This window comes from Chryseobacterium sp. 7 (assembly GCF_003663845.1).
Taxonomy (GTDB): domain Bacteria; phylum Bacteroidota; class Bacteroidia; order Flavobacteriales; family Weeksellaceae; genus Chryseobacterium.
Window position 1 is genome coordinate 4218730 of the sequence record NZ_RCCA01000001.1, and the last position, 18949, is coordinate 4237678.

General features: G+C 37.2%; 10 protein-coding genes. 7 read left to right on the plus strand and 3 right to left on the minus strand.

Annotation, left to right across the window (positions count from 1 at the left end; all coding sequences use genetic code 11):
* The first annotated feature begins 22 nt into the window (after positions 1-22).
* Both CLU97_RS19395 and CLU97_RS19400 read left to right on the plus strand, forming a co-directional pair.
* Positions 23-706 carry a hypothetical protein gene (locus CLU97_RS19395; RefSeq protein WP_121489387.1) on the plus strand — a complete coding sequence of 228 codons (684 nt, stop codon included), beginning with the start codon at positions 23-25 and terminating at the stop codon, positions 704-706.
* A 336-nt stretch (positions 707-1042) separates the two neighbouring features.
* The gene (locus tag CLU97_RS19400) at positions 1043-2026 is read left to right on the plus strand and encodes a phosphatidylinositol-specific phospholipase C (protein WP_228437809.1); all 984 of its coding nucleotides are present in this window, start codon (positions 1043-1045) and stop codon (positions 2024-2026) included.
* 141 nt (positions 2027-2167) lie between these two features.
* Here the strand turns inward: CLU97_RS19400 and CLU97_RS19405 are convergent, their stop codons facing one another.
* The 3 genes from CLU97_RS19405 to CLU97_RS19415 form a co-directional block, all read right to left on the minus strand.
* Positions 2168-3994 (minus strand): alkaline phosphatase, encoded by a 1827-nt coding sequence (locus CLU97_RS19405; RefSeq protein ID WP_121489389.1) that lies wholly within the window; start codon positions 3992-3994, stop codon positions 2168-2170.
* A 114-nt stretch (positions 3995-4108) separates the two neighbouring features.
* Positions 4109-5617: a RagB/SusD family nutrient uptake outer membrane protein gene (locus CLU97_RS19410; protein ID WP_121489390.1), complete on the minus strand. Its 1509-nt coding sequence runs from the start codon at positions 5615-5617 to the stop codon at positions 4109-4111.
* A gap of 25 nt (positions 5618-5642) precedes the next feature.
* Positions 5643-8531, minus strand: coding sequence for a SusC/RagA family TonB-linked outer membrane protein (locus tag CLU97_RS19415; protein WP_121489391.1), 2889 nt, complete (start codon positions 8529-8531; stop codon positions 5643-5645).
* A gap of 399 nt (positions 8532-8930) precedes the next feature.
* Between CLU97_RS19415 and CLU97_RS19420 the strand changes: the two genes are divergently transcribed.
* From CLU97_RS19420 to CLU97_RS19440, 5 genes are all read left to right on the plus strand, one after another.
* A complete protein-coding gene (locus CLU97_RS19420; protein ID WP_121489797.1) occupies positions 8931-9719 on the plus strand; it encodes an SDR family oxidoreductase in 789 nt (262 codons plus the stop codon).
* Positions 9720-9868: 149 nt separating this feature from the next.
* Entirely contained in the window at positions 9869-11473 is a 1605-nt protein-coding gene (locus CLU97_RS19425) for a hypothetical protein (protein ID WP_228437811.1), read from the plus strand.
* A gap of 335 nt (positions 11474-11808) precedes the next feature.
* Positions 11809-14949, plus strand: a complete 3141-nt coding sequence (locus tag CLU97_RS19430) for a SusC/RagA family TonB-linked outer membrane protein (protein WP_121489393.1) — start codon at positions 11809-11811, stop codon at positions 14947-14949.
* A 20-nt stretch (positions 14950-14969) separates the two neighbouring features.
* Positions 14970-16481, plus strand: coding sequence for a SusD/RagB family nutrient-binding outer membrane lipoprotein (locus CLU97_RS19435; RefSeq protein WP_228437812.1), 1512 nt, complete (start codon positions 14970-14972; stop codon positions 16479-16481).
* Positions 16482-16563: 82 nt separating this feature from the next.
* Entirely contained in the window at positions 16564-18912 is a 2349-nt protein-coding gene (locus tag CLU97_RS19440; protein WP_121489394.1) for a phosphocholine-specific phospholipase C, read from the plus strand.
* Positions 18913-18949: the final 37 nt, after the last annotated feature.

Sequence of the window (18949 nt, forward strand, 5' to 3'; positions counted from 1 at the left end):
TTTAAGCAAATTAAATATAATAATGATGAAACCTTTCTTTTCCATTTTGTTTGTTTTATCTGTTTGTGGTTTATCTGCTCAGACTCTGAAAAACTTTGCGGTTCCGAAAGGATATACCCAAATTGCAGAAGCCACAGGTGATCTGGACAAAGATGGAACAGATGAATTGGTACTGATCTTTAATACCAACATAAAAGCATCTGACGACCGAAACCTGGAGGGCACCACAGACTATAAAAGAGTTTTCTATATTCTGAAAAAAGAAAATAATGGGCTAAAGATATGGAAAGAAAATTCCGACATTCTTTTTTCAAGCGGAACCGGCTTCTATCCTTCTGACAATACGCTTGAAGTCACCATAAAAAATAACAGCTTTCGTATCAACCAATCATTTTTTACCAATTCCAGGCATACTCAGCAATACAAACATACTTTCAGGTTTCAAAACGGAGATTTCTATCTGATAGGATCACTTGATCATTTTGAAGACACCTGTGATTTCAGTTTCACCAATGAAATTAATTTTTCTACGGGAAAAGTAATTGTAGACAAGAACTATTCTTCCTGTGATGATAATGCGAAAATACCTCAGGATTTTCACAAGGAGTTTACTCACAAACTTCAGAACCTCATCAAAATGGATAATTTCAAAATCGGGGAACACAAGTTTAAGCTTCCCGGGTTGAAGGAGGATTTTATTTTTTAGGATGGAAATCTTATTACTCAATTTTTCAAACGCAAAGGTTTAATGATTCCTATTTGTTATTTCAGAAGGCAAAGAATTCCGACTTTGTCGTTGATGAAGCTTTGTGGAAATATTTTCGCTTAGAAAGAATCAATGTAATTGATTCCATTCTTTGCTTCCTTCATATCTCCGAAACTAAAAATAAACTTTGCGTCAAGAAAATCAGACTTCTATCTTCAAGTTCCCTGGCTTTATACCAACTTAATCATCTCTTAAAGTTAAATTAACTCCTTATACTTTGATATATTCTTACTTTTAAGCTACCTTAAAAAATAAAAAACTATGTTCAAACAAAGCATGAAACGTATAACAGCCATTACTCTTGGAGTGTTTACTGCATCTATCTTTTTCTCCTGTTCCAATGACAGTCTTATTGAAAGGGATTCTAATGAAAACAATTTAGCTTCTTTTGCAAAATCGAGCAACAGAGCTTCATTAGCTCCTATTGAGATGAACAGCTGGATGTCTGGTCTTCAGGACAATATTTCGATTTCAAAAATCTCCATTCCCGGAACTCATGATTCCGGAGCACGTGTAGATGCTCCTGTAGTATCAGGCACGGCTAAAACTCAAGACCTCAGCATTGCAGAACAACTGAATGCAGGAGTTCGTTTTCTGGATATCCGTTGCAGACATATTGACAATGCTTTCGCTATTCATCACGGAGCGATTTACCAGAATCTGAATTTTGATGATGTATTGAATGCGTGTTATGCATTCCTTAACAGTCATCCATCTGAAACAATCATTATGTCTGTAAAAGAGGAATATGATGCTTCGAATACAACCAGAAGTTTTGAACAGACATTTGATTCTTATGTACAGAAAAACCCTTCAAAATGGGATCTTGGTGCAAACATTCCTACATTAGGTGCTGTAAGAGGAAAGATCAAATTGTTAAGAAGATTCTCTTCAGGAACAACTAAAGGGATCAATGCTTCACCATGGGCGGATAATACCACTTTTGATATCAACAATTCCGGGGTACAGTTAAAAGTACAGGATTATTATAAAGTAACCAACAATGATGATAAGTGGAATGGGATTTCCAGCCTTCTTAATGAAGCTAAAAATGATACGAATGGGAAACTTTTCGTGAATTTCACCAGCGGTTATAAACCTGGAATCTTCGGAATTCCTAGTATTCCTACCGTATCCAATGCTATTAATCCAAAGCTTAAAACATTCTTCCAGACGAATACTAAAGGATCTTTCGGGGTAATGCCGATTGACTTTGTGAATGCTGAATTGTCTGAATTAATCGTTAAAACAAATTTCTAAATTATTATTTGTTAGATATACTCAAAGGCTGTCTCTCTTTTTTGGGGCAGTCTTTTTATTTTTAAATAAATTAATAACAAAAAAGACTGTCTCAAATATGAAACAGTCTCTCTTTGTAAAAGTAAAAGTATCAATTAAAAGTTATTTCTGAATTCCGTAAGCAGCCAATATTTTATTAAAGATCTCAGTGTTTTCAAACAATCCCGTGAATTCTTTTGAATTTGGTCCGTAAGCAAAAACACTTGATGGAATAGAGGTATGATCATTCGTACTGAAATTTCCAAATACCCAGCCCTCTTTCAGACTCCCGTCTAAAAGGGTTAATCCTCCTGTTTCATGATCTCCCACAACAATTACTAAGGTTTCTTTATTTTCATCAGCAAATTTCATGGCCTTTCCTACTACATGATCAAAATCCAGTAATTCTGTAACAAGCTGTTCTATATTATTGCTATGGCCTCCGCCATCTGTCTGGGAAGCTTCAATCATCATGAAGAATCCTTTTTTATTGTTTTTTAGATCATTTAAAGTAAGATCAAAGGCATCTGCCAGCCAGTTTCCTCTTCCATTGGTTATTCTTTGTGAAGCCAGAGGATCAATAACCAGGGTACGGTTATTTATTTTAGTTACTGATTTTAAATCCTTATAGAGATCTATTTTAGCATCTTTAAATTTCTGAATATTCTCCTGAGATAGTCCGCTTGTAGGACCACCTATCAGGATTTTTGTTTTTGAAGCTGCAAAATCTTTCAGAATAGGTTCAGAACTGTTTCTGTTATCCGAATGTGCATAGAAATCTGCAGGCGTAGCATCTGTAACATCTCCTGTGGAAATCAATCCGGAAGTCATTCCTTTTTCAGCAATAATATCAGGGATTTGTGCTAATGCTTTTCCCATATTATCAACTCCCACAAAAGTATTTTTGGTTTTCACACCAGTCGCAAATGCTGTAGAGCCCGGTGCAGAATCTGTGATGTAAGCATTGGAAGAATTGGTTTTGGAAAGTCCTGTGGATTTCATGTTGAAAACATTCAGCTTACCTTTATTTGCGGTAAAGGCAGCATAATATTGTGGTAAAGAAGTTCCGTCCGGAATAAGAAGAATCACATTCTTTACTTTTTTCTCCACACCATCTGATTGGTAAGTTGGCGAGTAAGTGGTGTATTCTTTTGTATTTTTATAAAAGTTTTTGGGAATCGTATTCATGAATTTTTTGAGGTCTGGAATATGATCGGTATTGATATAATCCACTCCCAAATCCATCAGATTTACCCATGCATTAGGAAAATCCGGAGCTCCGTAAAAACGAACGGGTTTCTGCTGAGCATGTGCTTTGTCTACTGCTGTTTTGATTTTTTGCGTTTCTTCATCCCTTGGAATTCCTTTTCCATTCCATTTTACCAATCCCGGAAGATCTGCACTGAACATTCCTATTCTTTTCAGCTGATCTGCAGAATAGTTTTTGTCAAGATCTCCGTCGAAATAAAAATAGCCTGGATAGTTTTTAAAATCTTCAGGCTGAGGTCTTCCTCCGGTAATAACAATTTTAATTCCCGAATTTCCTGTGATCTCCGGATATTTCTTTAATGTACTGACCAAAGCTGCCAATGATGTTTTATAATCCTGTTTAATATCAATCAGCAGTTGAAGCTTTTTATTGGCATCGGGATAAATATTTCCTTTGTTAAGTTTAATCTGTTTCGAGATATTGTCTAGATAAAGATTTTCCAGTGTTCTGTCTTCCGAAAGTTCCTTTTCGGTATGAGCAACCCAAAGTTTGCCCTTTACCAGAAACACATCTGCCTCAATAGAACCAAATTGAGCATAATAAGCCTGCCAGAAAGGAATTTCCTGCATATAGTCATTATGTGAATGGGCGTTCCCGACATTGTAGTTTAAATAATTTTGTGCCTGATTTTCGGAAAAAACAGCCAAAGCCAGTACAGCTAATATTTTTGATAATTTCATTCTTAAATTGTTTTATAAGTCAACTGGAAAGACCAGTTTACATCCCCGTGAAAAAACTATATCATCACAGAAACTTCTGCAATGATATAGTGGCTTATATAAAAGATTAAAATGTTACCAGCCTTCATTTTGTTTAATGATCCCGTGACTGTTTACGATTTCAGCCTGTGGAACTGCCCAAACATTATGTATAGCCGGATTAAAGTTTCTTGCCGCCCACACAACCTGCCCGTTGATCCCATGCAGAGGCTTCGAATAAGCTGCCTGCGCATCTCCCCAGCGTACAAGGTCTCTGTGTCTGTCTGCCCATTCACCTGCCAGTTCGCAACGTCTTTCATGTTTCAGATCTGCCATTGTACATCCATTTTTCGCACTTAAGCCTGCACGTACTCTGATCATATTGATTTCCTGATCGGCAGATTTCCCCTGCATCAGCAAAGCTTCTGCTTTAATCAGAATTACCTCAGCATAACGCATAATAGGAACGGCAAGATCTGTACATGGATAATCTCCGTTGGCACTTACGTGACCACTATTCAGCTGATATTTGAAGGCATCCATATATTTATTGAACTGATATCCGGTAAGAGAATTGGTAGAAGCATATGTTCTTACCTTTCCGTTAAAAGTAAATTGATCTCCGGTTTTAAGGATGGTAGTACTTCTTCTAAGATCTCCGGTTTCGTACTCATCATACAATTCTTTAGTAGGCTGGAAATATCCCCATCCGTTATATTCTCCCCAACCTTTATTTTCAAGCATTACGCCAGGAAGAATACTTCCCCAAGCTGTAAACTTAGGCGTTCCCGGGATAGACCAGATGTATTCTGAACTGTAGTTATTATCTGCTTTGAAAACATCCGCAAAATTACCAAGCAAAGCCCTGTTTCCTTTGGTCATTACTTCATTAGCCCAGAATTCCGCATTCTGCCAGTCTTTCATAAACAGATATACTTTTGCTAACAATGCCCATGCGGCTGCTTTATGAGGTCTTCCGTAATCTTTTGCGGGAAGTTCTGCCTGTGTAGGTAATAATTCTGCTGCTCTTTTCAGGTCGTTCACAATGTAAGTGTAATTTTCCATTACGTTGGCTGCTCTTGGGATTGGATTGGGGTCCGGATCTTTTGAACGGTCAATAATAGGTACTCCGGCTTTTTCATTTCCGTAAGAATAAGCCAGTTCAAAATACATTCTGCTGCTCATGAACAAAGCTTCTCCCAGGTATTTATTTTTAATCGCCTGTGAAGTCTGAATATTATCAACATTACGGATCACACGGTTGGCAACTCCGATAACATTGTATCTTTTATTCCATTGAGTTTCAAGATCACCTGCCGCAATATAATTACTGCTGAAGTTTTTAGCATTATCCGCTTCACTTTTCGCTCTTCCGGTTACCATATCATCACTGGCATTGATAAACCAAAATAAACCTCTTCCATAAAACTCTCCATCGAATAAAGGTTTATACATTGCATTTGCTCCGGTAATCAGGTCATTTTCGGTTTTCCAGAAACTGGCTTCTGTAGGCGTTCCTTCCGGCTGAACATCCAGCTCTCCTGTACATGACAGAAGCATAACAGATAGTCCAGATACTAAAAATATTTTATTGAAAAATTTCATTTTTTTACTTTTTGTTGGTTAAAAATTATAATCCCACCTCCACTCCAAAGATGAATGAGCGTGCCTGAGGATATCTTCCGGTATCTACTCCATAAGAGTTCATTCCTACTTCAGGATCAAATCCCGTATATTTCGTTATCGTAAACAGGTTGTTGGAAGTCACATAGATTCTCACCTTGTTTACATCCAGTTTTCTGTACAGTTCTTTTGGTAGTGAATATCCAATGGTAAGGTTCTTCAGTCTTAAGTAAGATCCGTCTTCCACATAGAAATCTGATACTTTTGAATAATTACCATTCGGATCACCGTGTACCAGTTTTGGAATATCAGTATTAGTGTTTTGAGGAGTCCATGCATTCAGAATATCTCTGTCCATATTATAATTTTGTCCTGTTCCGCCTGGGTTCAATGAAATAAATTTCATTCCGTTGAATATTTTATTTCCGTAAACTCCCTGGAAGAATAAATTCAGATCAAAGTTTTTCCACGTCATGTTGTAAGAGAATCCATAAGAGAACTTAGGATACGGGCTTCCAAGATTGACGAAGTCATTATTATTGAGCACTCCTGTATTCCCTTCTTTTTTCAGGAATTTAATATCTCCCGGCTTAGCATTCGGCTGGATAAGATTTCCGTTGGCATCCTTATAATTGTTGATTTCTTCCTGAGTCTGGAAAATTCCGCCAGTTTTATAACCATAAAAAGAATAGAGAGGATCACCTACTTTCACACGGGTTGGTTTCAATACTCCTCTTACTCCGTTATCATTGATAAAAATCTCATCTACATTAGCAAGCTGCTTCACCGTGTTTTTTAGTTGACTCATTGTAGCACCTACAGAGAATGTAAAGTCATCTGAAATAACCTTGTTGTAATTGATTCCTAATTCATATCCTTTATCCTGAAATAATCCGGCATTTACATATTGATTATTATACGTTGCCGTACTTGGCAAACTTACATTGAAGATTTGATCTTTGGAATTCTTCACAAAGTAATCGAACTGTAAAGAAAGACTGTTGTGAAGGAATGAAGCATCCACCCCGAAGTTAGTCTGCTCAGATTTTCCCCATTTCAAATCAGGATTAGGACGTGTAGTAGCATAATAAGCAATATTCTGAGAAGGATCCTGCCCGAAAATGACATTATTATCTCTGGTCATCAACGGATTCACTGCCTGTGGCGAAATTCCTCCAAGATTTCCTAAAATACCATAACTTCCTCTCAATTTAAGACTGGAAAGCCAAGAAATATCCTGCATGAAATTTTCTTTCGAAACTACCCAAGCACCGGAAACCGCATAGTAATTAGCAAATCTGTTCTGTTTTGCTACGAGTGAAGAACCATCACGTCTTCCCAATAAGCTAACGATATATTTCCCGGCATAATCGTAGTTTACTCTCGCAAGATAAGAAACCAAAGATTGTTTGAATCTGTAGCTGGAAACATCTTTATTAGTATCTGCAGCATTCTGAAGATGTTGGAAAACCTCAGCTTCACTTCTGAAATCGTACGATTTTGCAACAAAACCATCATCAATTGTTTTCTGAAATGTAAAACCTCCAAGGAAATCAAAATTATGCTGTCCTGCTGAAATTTTATATGTTAATAACTGCTCCGCAAGTGCTGTGGAAGAATTATTAGATTGGTATTCCAAATTATTGGTATCGAAAATTTTCCCTACTTCCAAAACTCTGTAGGTAAAGTTTTTTACAGTACCCAATTTAAAAGTCTGTGAAAAATTGGAACGGAATTTTAAATTTTTTGCCAATGTAATTTCAGCATAAGGATTAATTAAAATCTCATGGGTAGGATTTCTTATGCTGATTCTTTGAAGATAAGCCACCGGGTTGATCATATCTCCATATCCTCCTGCCACGTCAATTGGCAATCCTGAAAAGGCACCGTTGGGAGTGTATACCGGAACATTGGGTGGATAATACATGGCAGCTACCAATGCACCTGTATACCCACTTTTGGTATCTGCTGTATTTCCGTCAGAGTAATTATAGTACATATTTTCTCCGATGGTCAGCCAGTCTTTTACTTTATGTTCAGAATTGACTCTGAAATTATATCGTTTTGCTTGAGTATTCAGTAAGATTCCTTCCAGGTTTCTATGGTTCATCCCCACAAAATATCTGGATTTTTCACTTCCTCCACTCAGGTTCACATTATATTCCTGAATGGTTCCTGTTCTGAAGATTTCTTTCATCCAGTCTGTTCTGGTAATTCTTCCGTCCGGATATTGGGCAGGATTAAAAGCTATGGGTAAGCTTCCCAGTTTTCCGGCATTTTCATAGGCTTTGTACATTACATCCTGGAATTCTGCTGCGTTCAGAGATTCTTTCAGTCTCCAAGCTTCATTCAATCCATATTTAACATCTAAATCTACCGTAAGATTTCCTTTTTTACCTTTTTTAGTGGTAATAAGAATAACCCCGCCGGAAGATCTAGCTCCGTAAATAGCCGCGGAAGCATCTTTAAGCACAGAAATATCCTGAATATCGTTGGGATTAATAGAAGGAGTACCGTTGAAAACCACCCCGTCTACTACATAAAGGGGAGTTTCTCCGTTGATTCCTCCCAGACCACGAATATTTACCTTAGGTGCTCCGTTAGGATCTCCACCTTCGTTCACTACAGTTACTCCGGGAGCTTTACCCTGAAGCACTTCTCCTACTCCGGATAAAGATCTGGAAGTAAGTTTATCCAGTGAAGCCTCCGAAACAGCCCCGGAAACTTTACTTTTTTTCTGTGTTCCATATCCAACAACAACAATCTCGTCGATGGATCTTTCTTTTAAGCTGTCTTTTTTCTGAGCGAGGAACATCGGTGAAGCTGATATTGCACCAATAAGTAATACCCTTCCCGTTAAATAAGTGACTGAGACAGGGATTTTAAATACATTCATGATCTCCTTTTTGATTAGGTGCAAAATTAGAACAGCCTGCTCCCACACCTCATTAAGGTTTTCTTATGTTTTTATTAAGAAATTTTAGCTTTTTTCAGATACCGCTTACCACACAACACAATTAAGCACCTGTTTTTCAGAAACATAAGCAATTAAAAGTAATCATTCCCTTGATATTGCATACAGAATTGAGATTAAGTTTATTTTAAGTTTACCATCAATCCGGGGCAATAGATCAAGAAATCATTAAAAATTATTTCAGGAATAATAAATAACTGAGTTCATTTTTCTTTTTTTACATTTGCTGAAAATAGATTTTACTTTTGAATACAGACCTTAAAAAAACATTCGGATTTGTATCAGAAGAAAAATAAAAACATTAAAAATCATACGAATTCAATGACCATCATTATAACAGGAACCTCATCAGGAATCGGGTTTGCATTGGCCGAATATTTTGGTAAGAAAGGACATCAAGTATATGGATTAAGCAGAAAGCACACAGAAAGCCAGTACTTCAAATCTATCCCTACAGATGTTACCGATAACACTGCTGTCCAGAATGCCATCACTGAAGTTTTAAAAACAGAAACTAAAATTGATGTTCTGATCAATAATGCCGGAATGGGAATGGTAGGCGCCGTGGAAGATTCTACCAAAGAAGATATTCTGAAACTTTTCAGCCTGAATCTTGCCGGACCTGTGCAAATGATGAGCGCCGTTCTTCCAAACATGCGTGAGCACAAATTTGGAAAGATCATCAATGTTTCAAGTATTGGAAGTGAAATGGGGCTGCCTTTCCGTGGATTTTATTCCGCTTCAAAATCGGCACTGGATAAAGTAACGGAAGCGATGAGGTATGAAGTGTACCCGTGGAATATTGATGTATGCTCGCTGCATTTGGGAGATATTAAAACCAATATTGCAGACAACAGAGTGATAGCAAAGGTTTCCCAGCCTTATAAAAATGTTTTTGACAAAGTATACGCGCTGATGAATTCTCATGTGAATGACGGAACTGAGCCTTTGGAAGTTGCAGATTACATTGAAAAACTTTTAGCAAAAAATAAATGGAAAGCTCATTATTATTTTGGTAAATTCGGGCAGAAAATCGGAGTTCCCTTGAAATGGATTCTTCCACAGGGAACTTATGAAAATTTGATGAAGAAATATAATAAACTGGACTAGTTTCAGTTCTATTGAAAGCTATTTGATAATAAAATTTTAAAGCATTAAGAAGAATTAAGTTATAAAGAATTATTAAGATAAGCTTCGCTTTAAGTTTTACCTTAATTACGCTTAATTTCATCGCTTGTCTGGTATAGATACATTTGGGATTGAAACTGTTTCTGAAAATATTTTTTGTACTGTTCTGCGTTTTTACCCAAGCGCAGAAGAAACAGTATTGGCTGATTGATACTGAAACCAAAGTCAGAAAAAAAGTAAAAGATTCTACTTCTGCTGTAAAGTTCCTGGATTCTTTAGCTCAAAGTAATTATTTTTTCACCAGGCTGAAAGACGTAAAAGTAAAAGGTGACAGCACGGAAATTTTCTATGACAAAGGAAAAAATTTCAATGAAACTTACGTTAATCTTACGGATTCTCTGGTTCAGAAACTGAAGATTCAGAAAGATTTTTTCACCAAAAATTTAGACTCTACCAAGAAAAGTATCAACAAGACTTATATTGATGAAGGCTATTCTTTCAGCAGAATCAAATCTAAATATAAGGGCCAGAAAAACGGTTATCCGATTGTAGAACTGGATATAAACAAGAATGATAAAAGAACGATCGATGGTTTTGTAGTCAAAGGATATGAAAAAGTTCCGAAAAGATTTATCAAGAACTTAGAAAAAGAGTTTAAAGGTAAAAACTATGATGACAAAAACCTTTTAGCCATCAATAAAACCTTTCAGGGGCATCCTTTCTTAACCCTTGAGCGGCAGCCACAAACATTATTTACGAAAGATTCCACCAATATTTTCCTTTTTTTAGAAAAGAAAAAAACCAACACTTTTGATGGGGTAATCGGCTTTGGGAATGACAAAACTTCCAAGTTTACCTTAAACGGAACCATGAATGTCAATTTCAAGAATATGTTCAATGGTTTTGAGACTGTTAATCTATATTGGCAGAGAAACCCGGATAAGGGTCAGACTTTTGATCTTCGGGTGGATATTCCGTACCTGTTCAAATCTAATGTCGGGATGGATACCAAAGTAAATATCTACCGACAGGATTCTACGTTTGCCAATGTAAAATTCCTGCCTGCCTTTTATTATCATATCAACAACCGAAACAAAATAGGTCTGAGAGCAACTTTGGAAACCTCTACTATTATTGACACACTATATGTTCAGGGGAAAGATTATAACAAACGGGGAATTGGGGTATGGTTTGAAATGGTAGAGCCTACTGACATTGATCTTTTTCTTTATAAGACAAGAATCAATGCAGGATATGATTTCTTAACAACCACTTACTCGAAAGATAATATCAAAGCGAACCAAAACCAGTTTTATTTCTTCGGGGAACACAACTACCATATTTCAGGGAACCATTTCCTGAATATCAAAGGAGAAGGAGCCATGATGGATTCTAAAATAGAGTTTTCTGCCAACGAATTATACCGTTTCGGAGGTTGGAATTCTATGCGGGGATTCAATGAGAACTCCCTCGCTGCCGACTTTTTCTACTACGGAAGTCTGGAATACCGTTATCTGATTGGCAATCAAGCCTTCTTTGATGTCTTTGGACAATACGGACAGCTCAATAATAAATCATTAAATGTAAAACCCAAGCTTTACAGCGTGGGGCTCGGTTTCAATTTCTTCATACCTATCGGTTTGATGAGCTTCCAGCTGTCTAATGGTAACGAATTTGGAAATCCTTTTAAGTTTAATGATATTAAGATCCACTGGGGAATTCTGAGCAGGTTTTAAAAAAGAAAGGAAGAGGGAAGCTGGATGCTGGAAGTTATCGAAGTCACAGTTTTACTATCCTGTTGTTTTTATAGAAAAGTTTTTCTTCAAAAATTTATTACTGAGGGCTTCAAGAAGTTGGTAACACCACAATAACTTCCATCTTCCCTCTTCCAGCATCCCTCCTACCTTATATTAATATCCATATAATAAAGCAAAATCCCTTATACAAAGGGCATTTTATACTTTACTTTTCTATTAATTCTTCCTGTTAAAAAATATTAAAATCGTATTTTTATTTTAATACTTCATTAAAATACAGGTAACAGTGCTCTGCTAAATTTGCCTTCAAAAAAATGAAGAAGACTCTAGCCACTTTTGCCGTTTTTTTACTTCCCCTTTATTTTTCTGCTCAGGAAATCAATATTACAGGAAATGTAAAATCTGAAAACGGTTCTAGTGTTTCCGGTGTGAACATCACCGACAAAAACACAGGAAAGACTGCTACTACAGATGAAAATGGTAATTTCACCATTTCTGCAAACCCCAAAGACATTCTTGAGTTTTTTGCTCCTGATTTTTCTGTTTATACCGTTGAGGTTTCTTCCAAAAAACAGTATTCCGTTGTCTTAAAAAAGCCAAATGAGAAACAGATTGAAGGTATTGTGATTACGGCATTAGGTATTGCCAAAAAGAAAGAAAAAATTGGATATTCTACTCAGGAAGTGGGAACGAAACAATTTGAAACCATCACCACGCCAAGTATTGGAAATTTATTCTCCGGACAGGTAGCAGGTCTGAACGTTTCTAACCCAACGGGAATGCAGCAGGCACCACAGTTTACATTGAGAGGAAACTCCAATCTGGTTTTTGTAATTGACGGTGTGATTGTTGAAAGAGAGGTTTTCCAGAATTTAGATCCTAACAACATTGAAAACATCAATGTATTGAAAGGAGCTACCGCTTCGGCTTTATATGGTTCAAGAGGCCGTTACGGAGCTGTTTTGATTACCACTAAAAATGCTAAGAAGAAAGGATTTTCTGTAGAATTTTCTCAGAACACCATGATCACCGGAGGGTTCACCAATCTTCCAAAAACCCAGACTGAATATGGAAACGGCTCTCATGGAAAATATGAATTCTGGGATGGAGCCGATGGCGGGGTGAATGATGGAGATATGATCTGGGGGCCAAAATTTGTTCCCGGTTTACAGATTGCCCAATGGAACAGTCCTATCAGAGATAAAGTGACCGGACAGGTAGTTCCGTGGTACGGAGCTGTGACAGGAACTCAATATGATGATAAATCAAGATATGAAAGGGTTCCGATCGATTGGAAATACCATGATAACTTAAGTACATTCTTAAAGCCGGCGGTTATCAACAATAATAATTTTGCGATCAGCTACAGAGATAATAAAGATATATACAGGTTCTCCGGAAACTTCATGAATTATGATGACAGAGTTCCCAACTCTTATCTTCAGAAATATGGAATCAACTTCTCTTCTGAAAACCATCTTGGAGATAAATTAATCTTTGATACAAAATTCAATTTCAACCAGGCTTTTACCCCTAATATCCCGAACTACGATTACAACCCAAGCGGGCACATGTATACTATTCTGATCTGGATGGGAGGCGATGTAGACGGAAAAGCCCTGAAAAACCATATGTGGATTCCGGGAAGAGAAGGAAGAGCACAAGCCAACTGGAACTATGCATGGTACAACAACCCTTGGTTCGGAGCTGAATATTATAAAAATCAGAACAGAACCAATATCATCAATGCACAGACAGGCTTAGAGTATAAAGCTACCCAGGATCTTTCGGTAAAAGGGAAAATATCTCTTGTGGAAAACCACAGCAAAACGGAAGTATTGAGTCCTTATTCTTACTTCAATTATAGTGCGCCAAGAAGTGGAGGTTATATTTTAAAAGACAATAAAACCTGGAATCTTAACTACGATGTCCTTGCCACTTACAAGAAAAAAATATCCGAAAATTTTGATTTTACTATCAATGCAGGAGGTTCAGCTTTCTATTATAAAAACAATAATAACGAAAGATCTACGGACGGATTAAAAATTCCTGAAGTCTACTCCTTTGAAAACTCTATCGGAGCACTGAAAAATTATTCCTATCTGAAGGAAAAGCTGATTTACAGTGCTTACTCAACGATTGACATTGGTTTGTACAATGCTTTCTTCATCAATATTTCAGGACGTAACGACTGGTCTTCTACGCTGCCTAAGGCCAACAGGTCTTACTTCTATCCTTCTGCATCCATCAGTGCCGTTATTTCAAATCTGGTAAAACTGCCGGAGTCTGTCAATATGCTGAAGCTGTCTGCTTCATGGGCAAAAGTAGCGTATGACTTCCAGCCTTACTCTATCAGAAATTATTATCTGAATAACCAGGGAATTACTTTCAACGGAAATCCTACGTATTATTATCCAACCACTCTGAATGTGGAAAATTCTTTGAAACCGGAACAGACAAAATCTTATGAATTAGGGTTAAGCGCCGGTTTCCTGAATAACAGAATTACCTTAGACGCTACTTATTTCAGAACATTAGATTATAATAATATTCTTCAGTTCCCTGCTGCTGAATCCTCTGGTTTCACTTCACAATATGTAAACGGAAATGAATATACTACGAAAGGTTTTGAAGTTTCTCTTGGCTTAGTTCCGGTAAAAACTGCTGATTTCAGCTGGAAAACCTTGATCAACTGGAGTACTTACGAACAAAAGCTGACTTCCATTTATGACAATATGCCGAATTACAAAAACATTAAGTTGGGCGAAAGAATGGACAGTTATTATGATTATACATGGCAAAAATCTCCGGATGGAAAAGTCATTCTGGATGCCAACACAGGAATGCCGACAAGAGCTAATGCACCAAGTAATCTGGGACATTTCAATCCGGATTGGACTTTCGGTTTCAACAACACTTTCAAATACAAGAAATTTACATTAAATATCGGAATTGACGGAAGCATCGGAGGGGTCATGAGATCGCAGGTAGTCGAAAAAATGTGGTGGGGAGGAAAGCATCCTAATTCTGTAGCTTACAGGGATCTTGAGTATGCCAATCCGGGAACGTACTATTTTGTACCGGATGGGGTTAATTATAATCCGGCAACAGGTCAGTATACCCCACACACCAAAGCCATCAGTTTCCAGGACTGGGCACAGAATTATCCATATCAGGCAAGGGTAACGCAGGATGAGAGTGAAGAGTTTGCTAACGTTTTCGACAGAACTTTCGTGAAGCTTAGATCTGTAGTTCTGGAATACGATTTCTCTTCATTATTAAACCCAAGAGGAATGGTAAAAGGCTTTACAGCCAATATCTCTGCTTATAACCTGGCGATGTGGAAAAAATCAAAGAATCTTTATTCTGATCCTGATTTCCAGGCAAAAACGGAGAATGATATTCAGGATCCTTCCAGCAGATGGTTCGGAATCGGTTTTAATCTTAAGTTTTAACTAAAAAGTACGTCAAGACAATGAAAAATAATATAAACAAAGCAAAAGGAAAAACAGCGAAAGGATTAATGAAGAGTATGTTTGCTGCCGGACTTCTGACATTGGCTTCATGCGAATCCAACCTTGATAAGATCAATGAAAACCCTAATGATCAGGCAAGCATTGATCCTAAATTTCTTCTTACCTATGTGGAAAAATATACGTTTCAGGTAAACGGTGATAATATGTACGCTTCAAGGATGATGATTGGTACTGATGGTGAAAATTCATACCAGTATATGAAATGGAATGATGCCTCTTTTGAAGTCTATACAAAAGGACTTCTGAATACCGGAAAAATGATGCAGGAAGCGGAAAAAACCAACAATAAAAACTATGCTGCCATTGGTAAATTTCTGAGAGCCTATCATTTTTTCAATATCAGTTTAAAAGTAGGAAGTGCTCCTTATTCTGAAGCGGCAAAAGGAGAATCCGGAATTACACAGCCTAAATATGATACCCAGGAAGCCATCATGTCCGGAATTTTATCAGAATTAAAAGAAGCCAATGATCTTATTAATACCAATGATAAAATTGAAGGCGACATTGTATACAACGGAGATGCTATGAAATGGAAAAAACTGATCAATTCTTTCCGTCTGAAGGTTTTAATCACGCTTTCTAAAAAGACAACCGTAGGAAATTATAATATTGCTACAGAATTTGCTGCTATTGCAGGAAGCCAGTCTCTTATGACTTCTATTGCAGACAATGGTGAGCTTAAATTTGCTGATGCTGCGGACAGCAGATATACCATGTTTAACAACAGCGGATATGGTTCCAGCTTGTATATGGCAGATTATTTCATTAATCTATTCAAAGACAGACATGATCCACGTTTGTTCACTTTTGCAGCACAAACTACAGGAGCGAAAGAAGCAGGAAAAGCCATCACAGATTACACGGGATACAACGGAGGAAACCCTATCTCACCTTATTCTGACAACGCTGCACTGATCACGGCAAAAAATATTTCTAAAGTAAACGACCGTTTCTATAAAGATCCTACCAATGAGCCAGCTTCTGTATTAAGTTATTCAGAACTTGAATTTATTTTGGCTGAAGCTACAGCAAGAGGCTGGATTTCCGGGTCGGCAAAAACGCATTATGACAATGCCGTTAAAGCCAGTTTCAATTTTTATCAAACCTATGTAAAAAATTCGGGACAATATTTCTCAGGGTTTGATGTGAACCAATATCTGACAACGCCTTTGGTAGTTTACAACAATGCAGATCCCCTTCAGACACAGCTTGAAAAAATCATGACTCAAAAGTACATGACGATGTTTCACCAAGCGCAGTGGACCTCTTATTATGATTATCTGAGAACGGGATATCCAAACTATCCTCTAAAAGCAGGAGTAGCAGCGCCTTTCAGGTTCAGATATCCGCAATCGGAATACAGCTATAACAGCAACAATTTAAAAGCTGCTCTGGCTGCTCAGTACGGAGGAAATGACAATATCAACTCCAAACCTTGGTGGTTACAATAGAAATCTGATTATTTTTATATAAAACAAAGAAATCGCAGGAAAATCCTATTAACTTGCGGTTTCTTTCTTATTACGATTGAACATGAACAGAAGAGAATTTTTAGAAAAATCAAGTCTTTTATTAGCTGGATTAGGAACTTCAAGTGTTCTTCATCCTTCCATTTTAAAAGCTCTAGCCATTGATCCGGCTGCCCAGTCTACATTTTATGATGCAGAACATGTCGTAATCCTGATGCAGGAGAATCGTTCATTTGATCATGCATTTGGTGCTCTGAAAGGAGTAAGAGGCTTTCTGGATAAAAGAGCGTTTGTAAAACAGGATGGTCATTCCGTATTCTTTCAAAAGAATGATGAAGGAAAATATGCCTCCCCTGCCCGTCTGGATTTAAGAAATACAAAATCAACGTGGATGAGCTCACTTCCACATTCATGGGCGGATCAACAGAAAGCACTGAACAAAGGTAAATTTGACCAATGGCTGCAGGCTAAAGCATCAGGAAATAAAGATTACAAAAATATTCCGCTGACACTGGGTTATTATAATCGTGAAGACCTTCCGTTCTATTATCAGCTGGCGGATGCATTTACCATATTTGATCAGTATTTCTGTTCTTCACTTACCGGAACTACTCCTAACAGACTTTTCCTTTGGTCCGGAACATTGAGAGAGCAGCAAAACGGAAAAGTAAAAGCCAATGTTGTGAATGAAAATATTGATTATGACAAAGCAAGACAGGCAAAATGGAAAAGCTTTCCGGAAATTTTAGAACAGCAGAATGTTTCGTGGAGAATTTATCAGAATGAAATCAGTCTTCCAAAAGGAATGTCCGGCGAACAGGAGGCATGGCTAAGTAATTTTACCGATAACCCGATTGAGTGGTTTTCAAAATTCAATGTGAAGTTTTCAAAAGGATACTATCAGAATATTCCCAATATCATTTCCTATCTGAAACAGGAAATTGAAAAGAATCCTAATCAGAAAGAAAGACTGGAAGCAATGCTGGCTGAAGTTCAGGAAGATCAGATAAAATACCATCCGGATAATTATTCAAAACTTTCAAAAGAAGAAAAAAACCTTCACGAAAAGGCTTTTACGACCAATGTTAATGATCCTGATTACTGGAAACTGGAAATCGGAAAAGATGAAAACGGAGAAAGACTGGTTGTACCGGAAGGTGACGTTCTGTTCCAGTTCCGAAAAGATGTGGAGGAGAAAAAACTTCCGTTAGTTTCATGGCTGGTAGCGCCTGAACACTTCTCAGACCATCCGGGATCACCTTGGTACGGAGCATGGTATATTTCCGAGGTTTTAAATATTCTTACCAAAGATCCTGAAACCTGGAAGAAAACAATATTTATCATCAATTACGATGAAAATGATGGATATTTCGATCATGTATTGCCTTTCGCTCCACCTGTGAACCCAAACCAGCCCGTAGACATAAACGGAAAAGAAGGTGTAGAATATGTGGATAAATCTCAGGAATACATGAGCAATTCTTCTTTAAAAAGCTATGAAAAAGTGGAAGGAACTGTTGGTTTAGGTTACAGAGTTCCAATGATTATTGCTTCACCGTGGACCAAAGGAGGTTTTGTAAATTCTGAAGTATCGGATCATACTTCTGTGCTGCAGTTTCTGGAGAAATTCATTATGAAGAAATTCAATAAGAATGTACATGTAGATAATATCAGTGACTGGAGGAGAGCGATATGCGGAGATCTTACGTCTGCGTTCAATTCTTCAAGTGTAAAGGCTCCAAAAATGGATTATCTGAATCAGAAAGATTATGCTAAAACCATCAATGCTGCTAAAAATAAACCTGTTCCCAATCTGAAATGGTATTCTGAAAATGAACTCCACGAGAATTTGCTTGAAATTCAGGAAAGAGGTTTGAAACCATCCAATCCGCTTCCTTATCATTTCCATGTCAATTTGGAAGGTGAAAAGATCAAAATGGTGAATTTAAAAGAAAGTGGAATTCCGCTTTTAGTGTATGACAGAACTCAATTTAATAGTAATAATTATCATTTTTCATACGCGCTTTATGCAAAGCAGGAACTATCTCATCCTGTACAATCCGGAGCCTATGATTATGAAATTTTCGGTCCCAACGGCTTTTTTAGGAAATTTAAAGGCCAGAATATCCCGGAGTTGGAGGTAATTTTGGTGAATATGACAGCAAAAAGTCAGATTGAGCTGATCATCAGAAACCATAAAAAGAACGCAATTTCCATACAGTTTGAAGATCTCTATGGAAAAACGAGAAAGACAATTGCTGTACAACAAAAGCCTGAAGAAAAAATCATCATTGATCTTGATAAAAACAAAGGCTGGTATGATTTGAAATTAACGATTAATGATCATCTATGGCATTTTGCAGGAAGAATAGAGACCGGAAAAGTTTCTGTTTCTGATCCGCACTGGGCGTAGAAAACGTTTACGATACTGATAAAATCCTGTACATTTT

Excerpts from the sequence above, each read along its gene's own strand:
- CLU97_RS19395 (WP_121489387.1), top strand. The coding sequence starts at position 23 with ATGATGAAACCTTTCTTTTCCATTTTGTTTGTTTTATCTGTTTGTGGT.
- CLU97_RS19400 (WP_228437809.1), top strand. The coding sequence starts at position 1,043 with ATGAAACGTATAACAGCCATTACTCTTGGAGTGTTTACTGCATCTATC.
- CLU97_RS19405 (WP_121489389.1), bottom strand. The coding sequence starts at position 3,994 with ATGAAATTATCAAAAATATTAGCTGTACTGGCTTTGGCTGTTTTTTCC.
- CLU97_RS19410 (WP_121489390.1), bottom strand. The coding sequence starts at position 5,617 with ATGAAATTTTTCAATAAAATATTTTTAGTATCTGGACTATCTGTTATG.
- CLU97_RS19415 (WP_121489391.1), bottom strand. The coding sequence starts at position 8,531 with ATGAATGTATTTAAAATCCCTGTCTCAGTCACTTATTTAACGGGAAGG.
- CLU97_RS19420 (WP_121489797.1), top strand. The coding sequence starts at position 8,931 with ATGACCATCATTATAACAGGAACCTCATCAGGAATCGGGTTTGCATTG.
- CLU97_RS19430 (WP_121489393.1), top strand. The coding sequence starts at position 11,809 with ATGAAGAAGACTCTAGCCACTTTTGCCGTTTTTTTACTTCCCCTTTAT.
- CLU97_RS19435 (WP_228437812.1), top strand. The coding sequence starts at position 14,970 with ATGAAAAATAATATAAACAAAGCAAAAGGAAAAACAGCGAAAGGATTA.
- CLU97_RS19440 (WP_121489394.1), top strand. The coding sequence starts at position 16,564 with ATGAACAGAAGAGAATTTTTAGAAAAATCAAGTCTTTTATTAGCTGGA.